Source organism: Syntrophales bacterium, from assembly GCA_023228425.1.
Lineage (GTDB): Bacteria > Desulfobacterota > Syntrophia > Syntrophales > UBA2210 > MLS-D.
The window spans coordinates 14,791-32,387 of sequence record JALOBE010000016.1 but is presented as its reverse complement, the minus strand read 5'-3'; the positions used below and the strand labels follow the sequence as shown (position 1 = coordinate 32,387).

The following is a 17,597-nucleotide window of genomic DNA, read 5'->3' as shown; positions in this document are numbered from 1 at the left end:
TCTGGACAGAGGGTAGCATGGCACCATGCCGGGTGACCGGACAGGAGTCAACAGAGGCCATAGGAGGCGCGGGGAAACAAACCCGGCGAAACGGAAAAAACCGGGAAAGACGTACCCCGCCGAAGGGCCGAACACAGAGAAGGGAAGGACCTCCATGAGCTCCCATGACACGATGAATCCGTATGGAGGAGTGGACATGGGGCGCGTCCTGGAACCGTTCGACCCGAATGATCCACTGCCCGGCTACGGTTCGGTAATCTCTGTGAACCGCCCGGTGCGGACCCGCATGCCGGGTGGTGTGGGGGCTGGGAGGGCTCATCCCCCCGGCTACCCGATCAGGTCTCATTCAGGTGTTTGAGTGCACAGCTTCTGCATGGAGTTTCAAGCCAAGAGCGGCAACAACCTTGAGTATTGTATCAAACCCAGGTGTGCGTTCTCCTGAAAGGGCTTTGTAAAGGCTTTCACGAGACAAACCTGCATCCCGCGCCACTTGTGTCATTCCCTTGGCACGTGCAATATCTCCCAAGGCTTTAGCAATAAATGCGGCGTCGCCATTCGCCTCCTCTAAACAGGCTTCAAGGTATGCCGCCATTTCCTCTGGAGTGCGGAGGTGTTCCGCCACATCATATTTGTTGGTTTTTGTCTTAGCCATAGTTTTCTCCTGTAAATTGCGAGACAGACGCAAGGCGGTTCTGATGTCCTTCGACTGACTCTTTTTTTCGCCGTCGGCCAAATCGATCCATTTGCCAAAACCTTCTGTTTTATGAATTTCAATCACGGTATCATTGTAGCTGGTAGGCTACATTTGTCGAGTGATTTGTTAAATTCTGTTGACATTTCCCTTGCCTTGGTTTGAAAAAGGTCTACCATCGTATGTCATTCCATGAAAGTAATCATGTTTAACCAAGAAAAGGAGAAATCACGCCAATGGCCACAAATCTGCTGGAATTGACCACAGACATTGTTGTCGCCCATGTTTCAACGACGGAGCTTTCATCAGAGGAGCTGCTCAATGAAATCATGATGGTCTATGCGACCCTCCGGGCCCTGGAAAGAGACGATGTCATGGAGGAACCCGTGGCATCACTCAAAAAGAAGGGAAGAAAATCAAAGGAGGACACCGAGCAGGTTGCAGCGCCTGTCGTGGAAGAGCCCGTTCAAGAGGAACCTGTCGTTGAACCTGAGGCGCCGGTTCTTTCCTATGAAGAGGCCTTCCAGGAGGACACGATCGGCTGCATGATTTGTGGGAAAACGGGGATGAAGACCCTCAAGAAGCACCTGGCGGTCGCCCATCAGATGAAACCGGTTGAGTACAAGCGGAAATTCAAGATTCCTAGGGGTATCGACCTGGTTGCCCCCAGTTACGCCGCCGCTCGTCGCCAGATGGCCATTGACAGGGGATTGTCGGAGAAACTGGCTGCTGCGCGGGTGGCGAAAAAGGCGGAATAGACGGTACCGTTCAGGTGGGTTCGGTTCTCAGGCACTTCCGCCGGTTACTACTGATGTTATGAAGTTCTGTTTGGCAGAATCCATCCTCTTGGCTTCCTCCGGGGGGATGGCGTTCCTCTTCTGATCAAGACGGTTTGCGATCTTTTTTCCTTTCCCTATTCCTCCTCGATTCCCATGTCGCCAGTCAACCTTGAAGCGTTTGGCTTCCCCGGCCGGCTTCGACTGATATTCTCGTTTGATTTCGTCCTCCAACTGGTGTGCGAGAATATCCTGCACATCGATCGAAGTGCCGCAGTTGGGGCATTTGATTCTCGTGGTGGCGTTCATTGGGATGACCTCCTTCTGGTCTCAACCGGTCAGTGATTCTCGGTGAATATTCTTTTGATCACGCCCTGGCGTGATGTTCACTCATGATCCTCTTCCCCCGACGACATGCTTCTCGCCAAGGTCCGCCCGATCTCCGTGTTCATGAATGCTTCGTCGGGCACAATACCCACACGACCCAGGTCAAGCCGGTCGGCATCCCAGCATGCCGCTATGTGAATGTTTCCCGTGTGCTTCACATGCACGTGATCGCTTATGCCTCGACAAGGTATTGAAAGAGCTCGTCTGAAAGATTCCCGAAATCAGCTTCGACGTCCCCGTAACAAGTAAAAATAGCGTAACATCTTAAAATAATTTATAAATCACGTATTTTCCCCTTGACATCTTTTCTGTAAAGAGTATGAGTCATGGTACATCTTAATAAGATAGGTGCTGATGCCATGATTTATGCCCGCGATCACAAAACGTCCTGCTCGATCGACCCGTGGGACTACCCGGGACCCAAACGGCGCAGACTTTCGGACAGCTCCCGGGCCGGTCTCTTCCGGGAGCATATCCTTTCCGAGCTGTCCGTTCACAAGATCGCCTCCTGCTACACGGAGGGATTCGGGAGACTGGCCAAAGAGATCTATGCCGCCCCTGGTGCGTTGATCCTCCAACAGATGCACGATTTGACGGATGATGAGACCGTTCCGGTTTTCCTTCAATCTCCAACGGTACTATGCCCCGGACATTCCCGACGAGTCGGACGAGGCGAAGTATCTGTGCGCCAAGACCCTGTGGACCCTTCGTCATCTTGTTGCCCAAAAACGCCGCATGACTTGTTACGAGGACGTTAGTCTTTCAATACGTTAAAAAAGGGGGGGCTGTTCCCCCGGAGAGGTTTTTCATGAAACAGTTCTTTCAGCCTGATTCAGTAGCCCTTATAGGGGCCAGTGGTCGTGACGGTTCCCTGGGCTCACACCTGATGGGGAATCTCCTTTCCGGTTACAGGGGGGCACTCTATCCCGTCAACCAGAACTATTCCGATATTCAGGGAGTTCCCTGCTATCCCTCGGTTGAATCGATTCCCGGCCCTGTTGACCTGGCCATTATCATCATTCCCGCCCCGGCGGTTCCCGCCGCGCTTGAGGCCTGCGTGAGAAAGGGGATAGGCCGGGTCATCATACAGAGCGCCGGTTTTTCCGAAGTTGGGCCGGCGGGCGAGGCCCTTCAGGAGACGTGCCTCTCCATTGCCCGTGACTTTCAGCAGATGATCGAGCTCACTCGGGCCCTTGCCATGATTCCCCACACTCCTGCCCACTGCCGTACGGCAGTGATTACCTTCAGCGGCGGGGCCGGTATTCTGTCCTGTGACCTGCTGGAGGAGCAGGGATTAAAAATCGCGGAATTTTCACCTGAAACGATGGAGCGCCTTGAACGGGTTTTCCCGCACTGGATGCCGGTGTCAAACCCGGTGGACCTGTTTCCGGCCTTCGGCACGCGGGGTCCGCTTCAGGCCTACCGCGAGACCTTCGACGCCATCGTCGGGGATCCTGCCGTGGATGCCATATTTATGCACTTCATCGTGGGATTCTACGGGCAGTTCGGCTCTATGGCCGAACTGAAAGAGGCCGCGGAACAGGAAGGGAAATCGCTGGTTCTGTGGGTTATAGGCCGCCGGGAAGGAGCCCGTCTGCTGCGTCGGGAATCGGAGAAAAATGGTATCCCCGCCCACGGAGAGGTGTCGCGGGCCGTAGAATGCCTTGCCGCGGCCTCACGGTATGAACCGCGCGGCACACGGCTGAAGGCTGGTCCCGGATAAGCCTGTCCCGCGGGAAGCCGTTCCGGAACCGCCCCGAGGCTGGATGATCGGCGAAAGCTGTGGTATCGTTGACCCATTACGGAAGGATTCCCGAGATCGGACCAAGAGAGGTAATCACATGACGACCAGATGGAATGGAGCGCCGACGGACGGGATGTCCCGTTTCTACGACAGCGATCCCGATTTCAGAAGGCCGGTTCTCGACATTCCTGCGGAAAAAGGAGAACGCATTTTCAAGCGACTGCGCTTTCTGTACGGCACCAGGAGGGCACGTCGGGCGATGCCGGAACTCCTGAGGATCCTCAAGGTTCACCATGCCCACAAGCATGAAGAGTGGGCCGAAGCGGAGAAAGCCTTTGATCCTGCTGAACGTTTCAGCGAGCGGGACATGATTCTCATTACCTATGGCGACATGGTTCGCACGGAGAAGCGTTCTCCTCTTGCGGCACTGGGCAATTTTCTGATGACCCTTCGCCGGAGAGCTCCTGTTTTCAACACCATACACATCCTCCCCTTTTTCCCCTATTCTTCGGACCGCGGTTTTTCCGTTATCGATTATCGGATTGTCGATCCCGCCCTGGGTTCCTGGATGGATATCGAACGCATCGGGACCTGCTTTCGACTGATGTTTGATGGTGTCTTCAACCACGCTTCATCAAAAAGCGTCCCCTTCAAGGAGATGTTCAGTGGAAACCCCGATTTCCAGGATTTTGCCGTAACCTTTACATCCAAGGAGGAACTCACGCCGGAGCAGCGGAAGCTCTTAAGGCGTCCCCGAACCAGCGATATCCTTACGCAGTTTCATTCCATTGACGGGCCGCTCTGGGCATGGACGACGTTTTCTCCGGACCAGATTGATCTTAATTACCGGAATCCCAAGGTACTCCTGAGAGTTATCGAGACATTACTGCTCTATGTCCGCCAGGGGGCGGACCTGATCCGGCTCGACGCCGTGACATACCTGTGGTGGGAATCGGGAAGCTCCGGGGCGAACCTCAAGCAGACCCATCAAATAATCAAGCTCTTTCGCGATGTCCTGGATCTTGTGGCTCCTCGCGTGGCTCTGGTGACGGAAACGAACGTTCCCTATGAAGAGAACATTTCTTATTTCGGTGACGGCGACGATGAATCACAGATGGTCTACAATTTTTCACTGCCCCCCCTGGTCCTCCACGCGTTTTATCGGAGGGATGCGAGCACGCTCACCCGGTGGGCCGAAACCATACGTTATCCTTCGAGTACAACCACCTATCTCAATATCCTCGATACTCATGACGGGGTCGGATTGCCCGGAATACAGGGTATTCTGTCCGATGAAGAAGTAGAATTCCTTATATCGCGGGCGCGGCAGCACGGCGCATTTATTTCCTACCGGGGTTCCGGTGAGGCCGACAGGGAGCCCTATGAGATCAACTCGACCTGGTACAGTGCCCTCAACATGGACAACGTTAACGAAGAACGTCTCTTCCAGGTGAGGCGCTTTGTGGCTTCCCGCAGCATAGCCCTGGCGCTGAAGGGTGTTCCCGGGATATATCTGCACGGACTCATCGGAAGCAGGAGCGATATCCAGCTCGCCCTTCGAACCAGGTCAAAGAGGGATGTCAACCGCGCCATGATAGATGAAGCCCTCCTGGAACGGAGTCTTGTCGATCCCGGTTCGAAAATGTACCAGATAAACGATCATCTCGGCCGGCTCCTGGAGATACGGGTTCGTCATCGGGCCTTCCATCCAAACGGCGATCAGAGGATTCTGTCGCTGTCCCCGGATGTGTTCGCCCTGGTACGGACATCTCCCGGGGGCGGGCAGCACATATTGGCCATCACCAGTGTGACCGACCGGAAGAGCAGGCTGGAGATTCCCTGTGACCAGCTTGGTTTCGCCGATCCCCAGTGGTATGACCTGGTGGCCGGCCGGGGTCTGCTGGTACGGGACGACACGCTCGTGGTCGATCTGCAGCCCTATGATGTGCTGTGGCTGACCCCCTTCAGCGAAATCGAGCAGAGAATCGAATCTGCCGGGATGGTGCCGGATCATTCAGCGTAAGCACCGGGGCAGGAGCGCGGTATTCCGTTGTCGCTGCAGGCGGGTTCCCGGCGACGGGTCGTGAAGGAGCCCGGAACGGAGCCGGCCGTTGTACCGGGCACAGTGAAAAGCCGGATCATTGATTGTGTCATCAAGGGGTCAGTGCAGGGGCATCACTTCGCCTATAGCGGGGACTCTGACGGATCCCGGCAGGCCTTCAGCGGCCCACACCGCCTGTGCCTCCTCGGTCCACCGGTCATCACTCCATCCCCACCCGGGGTTTCCCGCTCCATCTTCGTGGCCGCTCATGTGAACCGGGAAAGTCTGCCGGGGCCTCATGGCCGCTGCGTATTTCCTGACAGTCCGAAAGGACAGGTGTCCCGTGCCGTGTCCTTGAACCTTCTCGGTATCCCAGTCAAAACAATCAATGAAAAGGTAGTCGGCATCAGAGACGAGGGCCGCCGCTCGTTCCTGTTCCGCTGATTCGGGCGAGACAATCCAGTCGTTGAAGCCGTCGGCGTCCCAGAGTACGACCGCCTTTTTCGCATGTGTTTCAATGACGAAGGAAGCGGAGCAGAAAAGCTTTTTTTTGAAGTCCGCCGGATTGATATCAGCCGTCCTGTGAGAGACGGTCACGGGCGTTATCCGCAGATCGGGTACTTCAATGGGAAGGGCGTCGAGGACAGAACCCGGAGGTGACGCCTCGGCAGTGTGCTGTGGAAACAGGTGCCGGTACCACTCATAGGAGTGGTTCTTCTGTATCCATTGGGCAGTTCCATTGCGGCACCAGGTGGGTATTTTCTTGAATTTAACTCCCTGTCGAAAGGCCGTCCGCCGGGCCGATTCACCGAGCCTGTTCAAATCCAGGGTGTGGTCGGGATGCCAGTGAGTCAAGAGAAGCCAGTCAAGCCTGGCGTCAACGGGGTCGAAATTGTTGCACAGGCTCGTGTTGACTCCCATTCCCACATCGATGAGGGCGTGCCAGGCTACGCGCCGCGTTTTTCTGTCTCTACCGACAATGGAAAGGGACGTGTTCGCGTCGGGCCCGCTCCGGCGACAGCGCTCGCAGGGGCAGCCGAATTCTCGGAGAAAGGCATGCCCCACTCCATTCACGACGAGAGAATACTCCAGCGCCATTGATAGAAGCCCCCCTCTCTTCGAAGATGAATAAAATGTTCAGCATAGATTCATGGTCGTTGCAAGGTAAAAGTCCGGTCCCGCGGGGCGGCATTCCCGGGCGCTCACGGCCGCGGCCATTTGTGCTTTGACAGGCGCGCCTCTTCGATGTATGCCCTGTATCGGCGCAAACATCGGCTGGATGACTGCTACTACAATCGCGGAGGTATGTCCTATGGAACGTGTCACATGGATCCTTAACGAAAACACCGCCATCCTGACCATGAACAGCGGTGAAAACCGCCTGAACCTGCCCTTTTTCGACGATATGTTCAAGGCCCTTGACGATATAGAGAACACGACAGATGCCACAGCGCTGGTGATCGCGTCGTCGGATTCAAAAATCTGGTGCAACGGCATGGATCTCGAATGGCTGATTCCCGCCATAGCGGCACAGGACCCTGACGTGAATCTGTTCATGAAAACTCAGGACCAGCTCTTTCGCCGCATTACGTTTTATCCCATGATCACCGTGGCCGCTGTGACGGGCCACGCCTTCGCCGCCGGGGCAATCCTCGCCTGTGCCTGTGATTTCCGCTATATGCGATCAGATCGGGGATTCCTCTGCTTCCCCGAAGTGGACCTGCATATACCCTTCCTTCCCTACATGGATGCTCTGATCCGGCGGGCCCTTCCCATGCATGTTGTCCTCGAGGCGGAACTGACGGGTTACCGTTTCCCGGCAACGGAACTTGAGCGTCATGGGATCATACGGAAGGCGTGCGCGTCAGCGGAAGAAACGGTGCAGGAGGCTGTAAGCTGGGCACAATCCCTGAACAAGAAAAGGGGTATCGTGACGGCCATGAAGAATGTGATGAACGTCGAAATCAAACGGCTCTTTGATACCACTTCCCCCATCACGATAGAAGACCTCTCCATTATATGACCCGGTTCACGGAACAATCCCCGGGTACTTACGGAGACCTTTCATTTTGTCATTTCGAGGAGTGTCTTAAGGTCCGTCATTTCGAGGAGCGAAGCGACGAGAAATCCCTGTCCCGGGCACAGCGAGGGATCTTGCAGACTTCTCACATGCGTTCGAAGTGACAGGGGAACGTTCGAAGTGGCGGGGGAGCGTTCGAAGTGACGGGGGAGAGGTCGAAATGACACAAGCGATAGTTTTTCAGGTCTCTTGCGGGATCCCGGGGATTGGGGTGTCGTCTTCGGTTTTCTTTTCTATCGGGGGGGAGGCATCTTCCCGGCAAGGACCTTCCGCGGTTTCGATCCTTCCGAGGGTCCCACGATTCCTTCGGCCTCCATTCTTTCAATAATCCGGGCCGCACGGTTGTAGCCGATTTTCAGGTATCGCTGGACAAGCGATATTGAAGCCTGCCCCAGGTCGGTAACCAGTTCGACGGCCTCGTCGTAGCGCTCATCGAAATCATCACTTCCTCCGGAGGCCTCATCCCGCGTGTCAGGGGTATACTGCACTATCGATTGGTTATAGTCCGGCACCCCCTGTTTCTTGAGGAAGGTTACGATATTTTTTATTTCCTTGTCGGATACGAAGGCCCCATGGATTCGCCTCATGGCGGACGTTCCGGGTGGGACGAAGAGCATGTCACCGGCGCCCAGCAGTTTTTCCGCGCCCAGTTGATCGAGAATGGTCCGTGAATCCACTTTCGATGATACCTGGAAGGATATGCGGGTGGGGAAATTTGCCTTGATGATCCCCGTAATGACATCCACGGAGGGGCGCTGGGTTGCCAGTATGAGGTGTATTCCGGCGGCCCGCGCCATCTGGGCGAGCCGTGCCAGCGATGACTCCACGTTCCTCTGGGCTGCCATCATCAGGTCCGCCAGCTCGTCGATAACAATGACGATGTAGGGCAGTTTTTCCAGGGTGTCCGTTCCCGCTTCGGCAGCGGCCGGTGATTCCTGTGCGGAGGTTTCTTTTCTGATCGATTCCGCCTCGATGGCTCGCTTTTCCACGACGCGGTTGTACTTTTCAATGCTCTTGGCCCCGTCACGGCTTATAAGTTCATAGCGGCGCTCCATCTCTTCTATGGACCACTTGAGGACCTGGGCGGCCTTTTTCGGGTTTACCACCACGGGGTGAAGCAGGTGCGGGACGCCTTCGTAGGCGGACAGCTCCAGGCGCTTGGGGTCGATCAGGAGAAATTTTACATCTTCCGGCCGTGCCTTGAACAGAATGCTGCAGATCATCGCGTTGAGCGACACGCTCTTCCCGGAGCCCGTGGTGCCCGCTATGAGAAGATGGGGCATTCTGGCAAGATCCGCTACCACGGGATTCCCCACGATATCCTGGCCGAGGGCGACGGGTAGCTTGAATTTCGATCCCAGGAACGTATCGGTGTCGAGGACTTCTCTCAGGAACACACTCTTCCGTTCCTGGTTGGGTATTTCTATGCCCACCGCCGCTTTTCCCGGAATGGGCGCGATGATCCTCACGCTCCGTGCTTTCATCGCCAGGGCAAGGTCGTCCGCCAGGTTGGTGATCCGATTGATTTTTACCCCCGGGGCCGGTTCCAGTTCATACATGGTGATCACCGGTCCCGGGCGTATTTCGACAACCTTTCCGTCCACACCGAAGTCGGCGAGCTTCTTTTCCAGAAGCCGGCCGTTCATGACGAGGCTTTCTTTCTGTATTGTCCTGTCTTCCTTTTCCACCCTGTCGAGAAGCGTGATCGGTGGAAGCTCAGCCTGTCCCGGTTCATCGAGGAAAGGGAAGACAGACTGTTCGACGGTTTTTTTGGCCGGGGTCTCCGTCCCGGGCCCTTCCGCCACAATGGCCGGCGCGCTCTTTGCCGGAGCCTTTTTTTTCGGTCGGTCCTCTTTCTTTTTTCTTTTTGCCCGCTTTATTCTTACCAGGATGAACGATCCCGTGGTCGATGCGATCTGAACAAGCAGACGCCGCACCCTGACCCCCAGGGCAACCAGTGAAATATCAAAGGTTATTATAATGGACACAAGCAAAACAACGATCAAAAACAGGAGAGTTCCCGTTGAATTGAGATAAAGCTGGAGCACCTCCGAAGAGAACCGTCCCAGCAATCCCCCCGCTTCGGCCTGAAAGAACCTGAAGGAAGGGTGGCGGGCGCTGATGAAAGAGCCGGATGAGAAAAGGATACCAAGGAAGCCGATTATTCTGAAAGGATCAACACGCCGCAGGGTTCCCAGCAGGAAATGTATCGCGAGAACGACCAGCCCCAGGGGTACGAGGTGGGCCGTCACGCCCAGCACGCGAGCCAGGCTGTCAGCCACGTAGGACCCGACAACTCCTCCGAGGTTCTGAATTTTCATGTCCCCGGAGGCGTACCTGGTAAAAGAGGGGTCTCCGGGGTTGTATGAAAAAAGCGACACAACGAGGAACAGGGCCACCGCCAGGAGCAGTATGGCCGTTACTTCCCGCCACCGTTTATGGTTTCCTGCCTTCTTTTTCATGACAACCGGTTCACATAATCACCGCTGCAAATAAAGAAAACGCAACGGCCCAGCAATAGTAAGCGAAGTATCGCAAGGTACGCCGGGACACCATGAACATGAGAAGTCTGATGGTAAGGAATCCTGTCAGCGCCGCTGTCACCGTCCCGACACAATACACAAGCATCGTGTGCAAGGGTACCATCGTCGCGTGTCTCATTTCCAGAACGGTGGCTCCTATGACGGCCGGTATGGCCATCAGAAAGGAGAACCGTGCCGCCGTTTCACCCCTCAACCCCAGGAATATTCCCGCTGTAATAGTGGAACCCGACCTCGATATTCCCGGAACGAGGGCACAGGCCTGCACCAGGCCTATAATCAGGGCGTCTGATACCTTCAGTTCCCCCGTGCCGCGATATCCCTGACGCACACGGTCGGAAAGATACAGAAGTGTTCCCGTCACCACCAGCATGAAGGCCACAGTTCGCACCGATTCAAAGAGAGTGTAGATATAGTCTCTGAAAGCCAGGCCTATGGAGCCGGTCACGAAGGTCGCCACAATGATGTAGAGGGCGAGCCTTCGCCCCGCCTCGGGAGAAAGATCGGTTTCCCCGGGCGTTCCCGTCACGGGGCGCCAACGCACAGGAAGACAGGCCCGCAGTATCCCCAGCAGGTCATGCCGGAAATATATCAGGACTGCCACAATGGTTCCGAAATGAAGCATGGCATCGAAAAGGACGCCGGGTTGTTCAAAATTTTTGATGAAGCTCTGGGCTATGACCAGGTGACCGGAGCTGCTTACAGGGAGAAACTCGGTTAAGCCCTGAATAATACCCAATCCTATGCTTTCCTGGATACTCAAAAAAGCCGCTCTCCATGATCTCCCGGGTCACCGGCCGCCTGAGAACCCTTCAGGCGAGCCTTGACGATTTGTAATTGATAATACGAATGAAGTCAACTCATATATCCCCCGGGAAACACAGTGGCCGCATGCATTCCCAACCCCTTGAAGCACAGAGCCGCCCCCGCGGGACAATTGATTTGCCAAGCCACGGAAAGATTGTTATAGTCCCACTGCTCGAAATCCATATCAAAGGAGGTTCTATGGTCAACAAGGTAATTCTGGTAGGTCGGCTGGGGGCGGATCCGGAAATCCGCTACACGCAAGATGGAACCATGGTGACGACTCTGAATGTCGCTACCAATGAACAGTGGAAGGACAAGGATGGTGAGAAGCAACAGAAAACCGAGTGGCACCGGGTTGTAACGTTCAGGAAACTGGCGGAAATATGCGGTAATTACTTGTCAAAGGGGAGCCTTGTCTACATCGAGGGCCGCATACAGACCCGATCATGGGACGACAAGGACGGCAACAAGCGCTACACCACCGAAGTGGTTGCTTCCACCATGCAGATGCTGGACAGGAAGGGCCAGGGAGCCGACCGGGTCGATGACGGCGTGAAGGCCGGCGTTGAATTGGGCGGGCGTGATACCCGTGAAGACGACGTTCCCTTTTAATGGTTACGTATCCTTGTCCTCGATTTTCTCCTTCTTTTCTGCTTCCGGTATGTCGCGCTGGTCCTGAACGGATGTCTTAAAATTCCGAATTCCCTTTCCGATCGCGCCTCCGATTTCGGGGAGTTTTCCCGCTCCGAATATGATCAGAATTATCACGAGGATAATTAATAATTCCGGCATCCCTATTCCAAACATGTCCTGTCACCTCGTACCGTAATGTAACGTACTTCTCCTGGAATCGCTCTGCGTGCCCGCAGCCCCCCTGTTCATCAACTGAAGCCCTGTAAAAACGATGGAAGGGGCGGGAGATGACGTCCCTCCCATCGTTTTTCGACTTTTACGAAGCCGTCAAGATAAACTGATAGAACAATATCATGCCTGAGTCAATCAGGTTTTAACGGTTGAGGTTTATCCCCGGGGAGTTTTATGGATACCACTTCTCCAGAGCGTCCCAATCTGCCGAGTGAGGAGCCCTGGAAAAAAATCTCGGCCCCCCCGGCATTGCCGACGATAATATCGAAACGGCTCTCCGCCCTTCTCGTAATCATGCTTCCTGCCTTAAGGTACAGCTGTTCAGAAGGTTCGTTGTCTTTCTTGATCCGGAGCCAGGTCAATTCGGTGGCCCGAATTTCAAGGACCAGTTCGTCCGATATCGTTTCGACGCCCGCGGTCGGGATGTCCGGTGCTGCCTTCCCGGCGTCCGGCAACGCGAGGGAGGAAGGAACTTCTTCTTTCCGGTCATCCTCCATCGGTTCCGCCTGCGTCAGGCGTTCCGGAGGTTCATCGGTGCCCGTCTCCGCCGGAAGGGACGGGTCCCCGGGCCTGTCGGCCAAACGTTCCTTGTTGACGTTCGGGACTTCATCAGCCGGGGTCGGTAGTTCTTTCGTTTCAGACATCGGCGCCCGCTTCACGGGGTACCAGGCCGACTGGCTTCCGCAGTAATAATATGCCGCCAGGGAGACGACGGCGACCACGATGACGGTAAGGGCCACGCGGGGCAAGGCAGATCGCCGGTGCCGTCTTTTTTTCAGGTGATCGTACTTTTTTTCCGGCGGTTGAATTCCGCGACAATAATCTTCATAGCGTTCAATGAGTGTGGTGCTGTCAATATTGAGCGCCCGGGCGTAGGACCTGAGAAAGGCCTTGGTGTATACCGGTTCGGGAAGCTTTGAAAAATCGCAGCCCTCCAGTGCCTGAATCATCTGGGGGCTTACCCGTGTCGCCTCGACTACCTGTCTGAAACTGATGCCCCTTGATTCACGGATTTCCTTGAGCCCGAAAATCGACTGCCTTTGTTGCTGAACTGACTGGCTATCGGTCATGATGATCTTGCAAAAAGTCGAAAAACGTCCGACAGAGAACGGATTTGCACAAAGCTCTTTGAGGCACGGCACGCACATCCTGTGGAATGAGGCGTACTTTGAGGTATGCCGCAATGAGGAAAGCCGGAGCGCAATCGAGCATCCCGCTATAGCGCAGGAGGTTATATCTCCGGTACCGTTTTACGAAGCCGTCGGTCATGTCTGGTTCTTTATGCGCGATCCGTCAGTACCGTATGAATTTACCACAGGAAAATAACACTAAAAACAGTTGGAATCAATAGAAAACATCTCGTGTTTTTTCACCGGTGATGATACATAGAGAGATTACAGGAAGAACGGGGCGCGATGCCCATTCAGTAGGCGTGGTGAGTGTGATGAAGAACCTGAGAGAATTTGCAACAGTAGCGGCCAGGGAAGCGGGAGCCCTGCTCAAGAATCGTTTCGGCCTGAGCCATTCCATCACCTTCAAGGGTGACATCGATATTGTGACCGAGGCGGACAGGCTTTCTGAAAATCTGTTGGTCGCAGGAATCAGAGAAACATATCCCGATCACGGCATCCTTTCGGAAGAGTCGCCGGCTATAGAGGGTGGATCAGACGTTCGGTGGATCATCGACCCTCTCGATGGAACGACCAATTATGCCCATGGGTTCCCCTTTTTCTGTGTATCTATCGCCCTTGAGCGGAAGGGGGAGACAGTGCTGGGTGTTATTTACGATCCTCTCCTTGACGAGCTGTTCCTTGCAGAGAAGAATGGGGGAGCGTTTCTGAACGGCAGCCCCATCGCCGTTTCCGACACCCGTGATCTTTCAAACAGCCTCCTGGCAACGGGATTTCCTTACGACATCCGCGTCAATCCGGATAACAATCTCGGAACATTCAACAGGATGGCACTTCGTGCCAGGGCGATACGCCGGGCGGGCTCGGCGGCCCTTGACCTGGCATATCTTGCGGCAGGCCGTTTCGACGGTTACTGGGAATTAAGGCTTAAGCCCTGGGACAGGGCCGCGGGTGCCCTGATGGTTACCGAAGCAGGAGGTGTCGTCAGCGATCTGGCGGGTGAGGAACACACTTTGGTCTCGGAGGCCATAGTGGCCTCCAACGGATTAATACACGCGGGCATGTTGGATGTTCTTGCCGAGAACCCGGACGGGAGCAGGGATCCTTCGAACAACCCGTTCAGAACAGCCTGAGGAGGCACTCCATGGGACTATCAGTCAAGCTCTATTCATTAAGTACCTGCGGCCACTGCAAAGCTGTGAAACATCTGCTCGACGAACTTGGGATTCAGTATGAATACACTGATGTGGATCTGCTGGAAACGGAAGACAGGGCGTCAGCCGTCGCGGAGGTCAAGCGGATCAACCCCCGCTCTTCCTTTCCGACACTGATAATCGGGGATCGGGTTGTTGTGGGAAACAGGGAACAGGAAATACGGGAGGCGCTGGGTCTATGAAAACGGCAGCGGAGCTGTACGACATGCTCAAGCCGATACAGGAGAAGAAGGGATACTATTTCAACAGGGATACGGGTTTGGTGATGAAACTTCTCCAGGGGCTTCTGCTGAACCGTGAACGATACGGCTACATGTCCTGCCCCTGCAGACTGGCTTCAGGTTCCCGCGATAACGACAGTGATATTATCTGCCCCTGCGTCTATCGGGAAGCGGATGTCCGGGAGTACGGAAGCTGCTACTGTGCCCTGTACGTGTCGGCGGAATGGAATGAGGGGCTTCCGGACCACGTGTACGTACCTGAGCGAAGGCCCGCTGACAGAACGCTGCCTGCCTGAGATTCCGAATCACGGCGATCATGTGGTCCTGTATAGGTTTGTGCTGTCTGTACCGGACGGGTCCGGAGGAAGGTGATGCGGGATGAGGTCGCAGCGGATATTTGGGTGAAGGTGTTACCGCCCCGGCGTGTCGTTGTCGAGACCCAGTTTGTTCATTTTAGAATGAAGGGTGTTCCTGTTGATTCCCAGAAAGAGAGCCGCTGTTTTCTTGACGTTTTGCGACCGTTCCAGCGCTATGCGGATCAGAGCGCGTTCGACCATGGACATGACTTCTTCGTAGAGGGCGCTGTTGTCCCGACACGTGGAGCCGAGGATGGTGACGACCTCTTCGAGCCTTTGTTCTATGATGTTCTCAACGGTTGGACACTGCGGTGTCGCGGTCTGGTTCCTGTGAATGCTCATGGTGATTGAACCTGTCCCTTCGTCTGTTTCGGTATCTGTGTCCAGGGAAATTGCCGGCCGTCCGCCGGCTCTCGTCTACGGCCGCGTTGTTCGTTTTCCGTTGTTCCGGCAACAGGGCGATGTCTTCGAACCGGAGGGGCGGGAGACCGGGGTTTCCCGCTGAATCGTCATTGAGTCACTTTATACCACATGATCAGCAGCACCAGTCCGGAGGCAAGCCAGAGAAGAATGATATCAGAAATTCTCCGGACGGAAAGGGTTGCGAGCTTCCTGGCTGCCGGTTCTATTTTTTCATTGTCCGTTCGTTCGAATACAGAGGATACCAACTTTGAAAAATCCGACAGATTATTTGAAATGACGTGGAATCCCTTTGTTGACGACAGGAGCAGATAGGCTTTTTTTCTGAGCACCATGGCGTCTATGTTGGTGATCTCATCCCACGCGATGTCCCGTGTCCTCATGAACCGCCTGATGACGATGCCCTTCGCGCTGACCAGGGCTTTACGGGACAGCGAGTCGATGAGCAGGCAGATGAGGATAACCAGGATGACCGTGAGAGAGACTTTCTCCATTGGCTTCCCGCCACCTGAAAACACGATGAGGGTGAGAACGAAAACGAGGATCGTGATGACCGCCAGGGGCAGCAAAAACATTTTCCGGATTCCGTAGATTCCCATCGCTTCATCATGGTGCCCCGTCATGCCTGTTGTTCCTCGACTCTCAGAAACGTCCCGCTTTTCCCCCCACTTTTCTTTACAAGCCTGATCGCGCCGATGACCATTTCACGGTCCGCTGATTTACACATGTCGTATATGGTCAGCGCCGCCGCGGCAACGGCGGTCATGGCTTCCATTTCCACCCCTGTTCTGCCGATAGTTTTTGCGGTAGCTTCAATGAGGATTTCACCGGCTGTCTCGTTGCCGGAAAAGGAAAGATCGATGCTGGTCAGTTCCAGCGGGTGGCACAAAGGAATGATGTGACTTGTTTTTTTTGCTGCCATGATGCCGGCAATCTTCGCCGTTCCAAGAACATCGCCCTTCGCGACACCGCCGGCCATGATGGCCCGTGACGTTTCGGGTTTCATGCGAACAACTCCCCGGGCGACCGCCTCGCGCGACGTTTCAGCCTTAGCCGAGACATCGACCATTCTGGCCGCGCCGTCTTTGTCAAGATGGGAGAATTGCGTCATAGTCACAGTACCACGGGATATAAACCGGCATCGGAAAGAGGGATCGAATGTAGCATAGCGATATCGGCCCGTCAAGACGATTCCCGGAGGCGATCGCGGTCGGGGACAGGGGGTTTATAAAACAGGTGATTCCAGGCGAATCAGCTCCGACGAGACGGGCTCTCCGTAAAAAAGCTCCGCCAGCCGGTCGAAGCGTTCACAGTGATCGGTTGTTTGAAACATCCTGGTACCCTGCCGGGACAGCCGTCGTTCAATATCCCCGTGGCGTTTCAGGTAATCTTCGAGTTTTTCCGCGACCACCGGTCCCTGTTCGATTATAGAAATCCCGGATGGAATGTGGCGTCTCAGCGTTTTCATGAGGACAGGATAATGGGTGCAGGCGAGGAGAACGGCATCAAGAGCCGCGGTTTTTTCAAGCAACAGGGCGATATAGGAGGATACCGCGACGTCGGCGCTTTTCCAGTCCTGTTCCCCCGCTTCCACGATAGGTACCAGGACGGGACAGGCCTGCTGGGCGATTTCGACGGCCGGGTCGAGTTTGTGGATTTCTGTTCTATAGGCCCCGGAGGAAACGACGCCTTCCGTCGCGAGAATTCCCACCCGCCGGTACTGTCGTTCGACGATGATCTCCGCGGAAGGCCTGACAACGCCGAGAACCCTCCGGTCGGGCCAGGCCGTGGGCAGATACTCCTGCTGAATTCTTCTGAGGGCGCCGGCCGATGCCGTATTGCAGGCCACAATGACCAGAGGACACCCCCGCTGGAAAAGATGGGCCATGGCCTGACGCGTGAATTCAAAAACCAGTTCGGATGAACGGGTTCCATAGGGAACGCGGGCGTTGTCTCCGAGATAGAAGTAGTCGTAGGAGGGGAGCAGAGAGACGACGCTTCTCATGATGGTGAGTCCGCCGAAACCGGAATCGAAAAACCCGATCATGTCCTTGGGGTGCTCCTTGGATGTGATTGTGAGATATATCAATCTAGCAGTTTTTGAAGCGCGGGGACAACAAAAAAACCGCCACGCCACAATGACGACCTCGTACAAAGCGCCTCAGCCGGTCTCCGGCGGGCCTGCATCATAACACTAACGTGCCGTATGCGGGCATCGTTGGGCATGGATGGCCGGCAAAACCGGAAGTTGTGGAAAATCTTCAAAAAAGAGCCACGGAACTCGGCTTTACACCGGTCAAGATAACACTCCCATCTCCGGAATTGT

Annotated in this window: 20 protein-coding genes; 8 read left to right on the top strand and 12 right to left on the bottom strand. The window is 55.1% G+C overall.

Features of this window, described 5'->3' with window-relative positions; all coding sequences use genetic code 11:
* Positions 1-346: 346 nt before the first annotated feature.
* Entirely contained in the window at positions 347-592 is a 246-nt protein-coding gene (locus tag M0Q23_07320) for a putative addiction module antidote protein (protein ID MCK9528434.1), read from the bottom strand.
* A 335-nt stretch (positions 593-927) separates the two neighbouring features.
* Between M0Q23_07320 and M0Q23_07315 the strand changes: the two genes are divergently transcribed.
* Positions 928-1,449 (top strand): MucR family transcriptional regulator, encoded by a 522-nt coding sequence (locus M0Q23_07315; GenBank protein MCK9528433.1) that lies wholly within the window; start codon positions 928-930, stop codon positions 1,447-1,449.
* A 27-nt stretch (positions 1,450-1,476) separates the two neighbouring features.
* Here M0Q23_07315 and M0Q23_07310 read toward each other — a convergent pair whose 3' ends face one another.
* Positions 1,477-1,776 carry a hypothetical protein gene (locus tag M0Q23_07310; protein MCK9528432.1) on the bottom strand — a complete coding sequence of 100 codons (300 nt, stop codon included), beginning with the start codon at positions 1,774-1,776 and terminating at the stop codon, positions 1,477-1,479.
* 77 nt (positions 1,777-1,853) lie between these two features.
* On the bottom strand, positions 1,854-2,018 hold the full coding sequence (locus M0Q23_07305; protein MCK9528431.1) for a hypothetical protein: 165 nt from the start codon (positions 2,016-2,018) through the stop codon (positions 1,854-1,856).
* A gap of 644 nt (positions 2,019-2,662) precedes the next feature.
* Here M0Q23_07305 and M0Q23_07300 point away from each other — a divergent pair.
* Together M0Q23_07300 and M0Q23_07295 are read left to right on the top strand one after the other, a co-directional pair.
* Positions 2,663-3,577 carry a CoA-binding protein gene (locus M0Q23_07300; GenBank protein ID MCK9528430.1) on the top strand — a complete coding sequence of 305 codons (915 nt, stop codon included), beginning with the start codon at positions 2,663-2,665 and terminating at the stop codon, positions 3,575-3,577.
* Positions 3,578-3,695: 118 nt separating this feature from the next.
* Complete coding sequence (locus M0Q23_07295) at positions 3,696-5,621, top strand: alpha-amylase family glycosyl hydrolase (GenBank protein ID MCK9528429.1); 1,926 nt, start codon at positions 3,696-3,698, stop codon at positions 5,619-5,621.
* A 138-nt stretch (positions 5,622-5,759) separates the two neighbouring features.
* On the opposite strand, the gene M0Q23_07290 is transcribed toward M0Q23_07295, so the two are convergent.
* Positions 5,760-6,737, bottom strand: a complete 978-nt coding sequence (locus tag M0Q23_07290; GenBank protein MCK9528428.1) for an MBL fold metallo-hydrolase — start codon at positions 6,735-6,737, stop codon at positions 5,760-5,762.
* Positions 6,738-6,951: 214 nt separating this feature from the next.
* Here M0Q23_07290 and M0Q23_07285 point away from each other — a divergent pair, with 214 nt between their 5' ends.
* On the top strand, positions 6,952-7,662 hold the full coding sequence (locus M0Q23_07285; GenBank protein MCK9528427.1) for an enoyl-CoA hydratase/isomerase family protein: 711 nt from the start codon (positions 6,952-6,954) through the stop codon (positions 7,660-7,662).
* Between the two features lie 290 nt (positions 7,663-7,952).
* Here the strand turns inward: M0Q23_07285 and M0Q23_07280 are convergent, their stop codons facing one another.
* Together M0Q23_07280 and M0Q23_07275 are read right to left on the bottom strand one after the other, a co-directional pair.
* Positions 7,953-10,181 carry a DNA translocase FtsK 4TM domain-containing protein gene (locus tag M0Q23_07280; GenBank protein MCK9528426.1) on the bottom strand — a complete coding sequence of 743 codons (2,229 nt, stop codon included), beginning with the start codon at positions 10,179-10,181 and terminating at the stop codon, positions 7,953-7,955.
* 10 nt (positions 10,182-10,191) lie between these two features.
* Positions 10,192-10,998 (bottom strand): undecaprenyl-diphosphate phosphatase, encoded by an 807-nt coding sequence (locus M0Q23_07275; GenBank protein MCK9528425.1) that lies wholly within the window; start codon positions 10,996-10,998, stop codon positions 10,192-10,194.
* A gap of 266 nt (positions 10,999-11,264) precedes the next feature.
* Between M0Q23_07275 and M0Q23_07270 the strand changes: the two genes are divergently transcribed.
* Entirely contained in the window at positions 11,265-11,678 is a 414-nt protein-coding gene (locus M0Q23_07270) for a single-stranded DNA-binding protein (protein MCK9528424.1), read from the top strand.
* Between the two features lie 3 nt (positions 11,679-11,681).
* Here the strand turns inward: M0Q23_07270 and tatA are convergent, their stop codons facing one another.
* Complete coding sequence (tatA, locus tag M0Q23_07265; protein ID MCK9528423.1) at positions 11,682-11,873, bottom strand: twin-arginine translocase TatA/TatE family subunit; 192 nt, start codon at positions 11,871-11,873, stop codon at positions 11,682-11,684.
* A 188-nt stretch (positions 11,874-12,061) separates the two neighbouring features.
* Complete coding sequence (locus M0Q23_07260; GenBank protein MCK9528422.1) at positions 12,062-13,000, bottom strand: DUF4115 domain-containing protein; 939 nt, start codon at positions 12,998-13,000, stop codon at positions 12,062-12,064.
* A 374-nt stretch (positions 13,001-13,374) separates the two neighbouring features.
* Between M0Q23_07260 and M0Q23_07255 the strand changes: the two genes are divergently transcribed.
* Genes M0Q23_07255 through M0Q23_07245 form a run of 3 tightly spaced genes read left to right on the top strand, consistent with a single transcriptional unit; the run spans position 13,375 to position 14,791 of the window.
* A complete protein-coding gene (locus M0Q23_07255; GenBank protein MCK9528421.1) occupies positions 13,375-14,193 on the top strand; it encodes an inositol monophosphatase in 819 nt (272 codons plus the stop codon).
* Positions 14,194-14,204: 11 nt separating this feature from the next.
* Positions 14,205-14,456, top strand: coding sequence for a glutaredoxin family protein (locus M0Q23_07250; GenBank protein ID MCK9528420.1), 252 nt, complete (start codon positions 14,205-14,207; stop codon positions 14,454-14,456).
* Positions 14,453-14,791, top strand: coding sequence for a ferredoxin:thioredoxin reductase (locus M0Q23_07245; protein ID MCK9528419.1), 339 nt, complete (start codon positions 14,453-14,455; stop codon positions 14,789-14,791). The genes M0Q23_07250 and M0Q23_07245 overlap by 4 nt, the downstream gene beginning before the upstream one ends.
* 114 nt (positions 14,792-14,905) lie before the next feature.
* On the opposite strand, the gene M0Q23_07240 is transcribed toward M0Q23_07245, so the two are convergent.
* The 4 genes from M0Q23_07240 to murI form a co-directional block, all read right to left on the bottom strand.
* Complete coding sequence (locus tag M0Q23_07240) at positions 14,906-15,193, bottom strand: hypothetical protein (GenBank protein ID MCK9528418.1); 288 nt, start codon at positions 15,191-15,193, stop codon at positions 14,906-14,908.
* Positions 15,194-15,360: 167 nt separating this feature from the next.
* A complete protein-coding gene (locus tag M0Q23_07235) occupies positions 15,361-15,894 on the bottom strand; it encodes a hypothetical protein (GenBank protein ID MCK9528417.1) in 534 nt (177 codons plus the stop codon).
* Complete coding sequence (moaC, locus tag M0Q23_07230) at positions 15,891-16,382, bottom strand: cyclic pyranopterin monophosphate synthase MoaC (protein ID MCK9528416.1); 492 nt, start codon at positions 16,380-16,382, stop codon at positions 15,891-15,893. The genes M0Q23_07235 and moaC overlap by 4 nt, the downstream gene beginning before the upstream one ends.
* Positions 16,383-16,496: 114 nt before the next feature.
* Entirely contained in the window at positions 16,497-17,318 is an 822-nt protein-coding gene (gene murI, locus M0Q23_07225) for a glutamate racemase (GenBank protein ID MCK9528415.1), read from the bottom strand.
* Positions 17,319-17,597 lie beyond the last annotated feature (279 nt).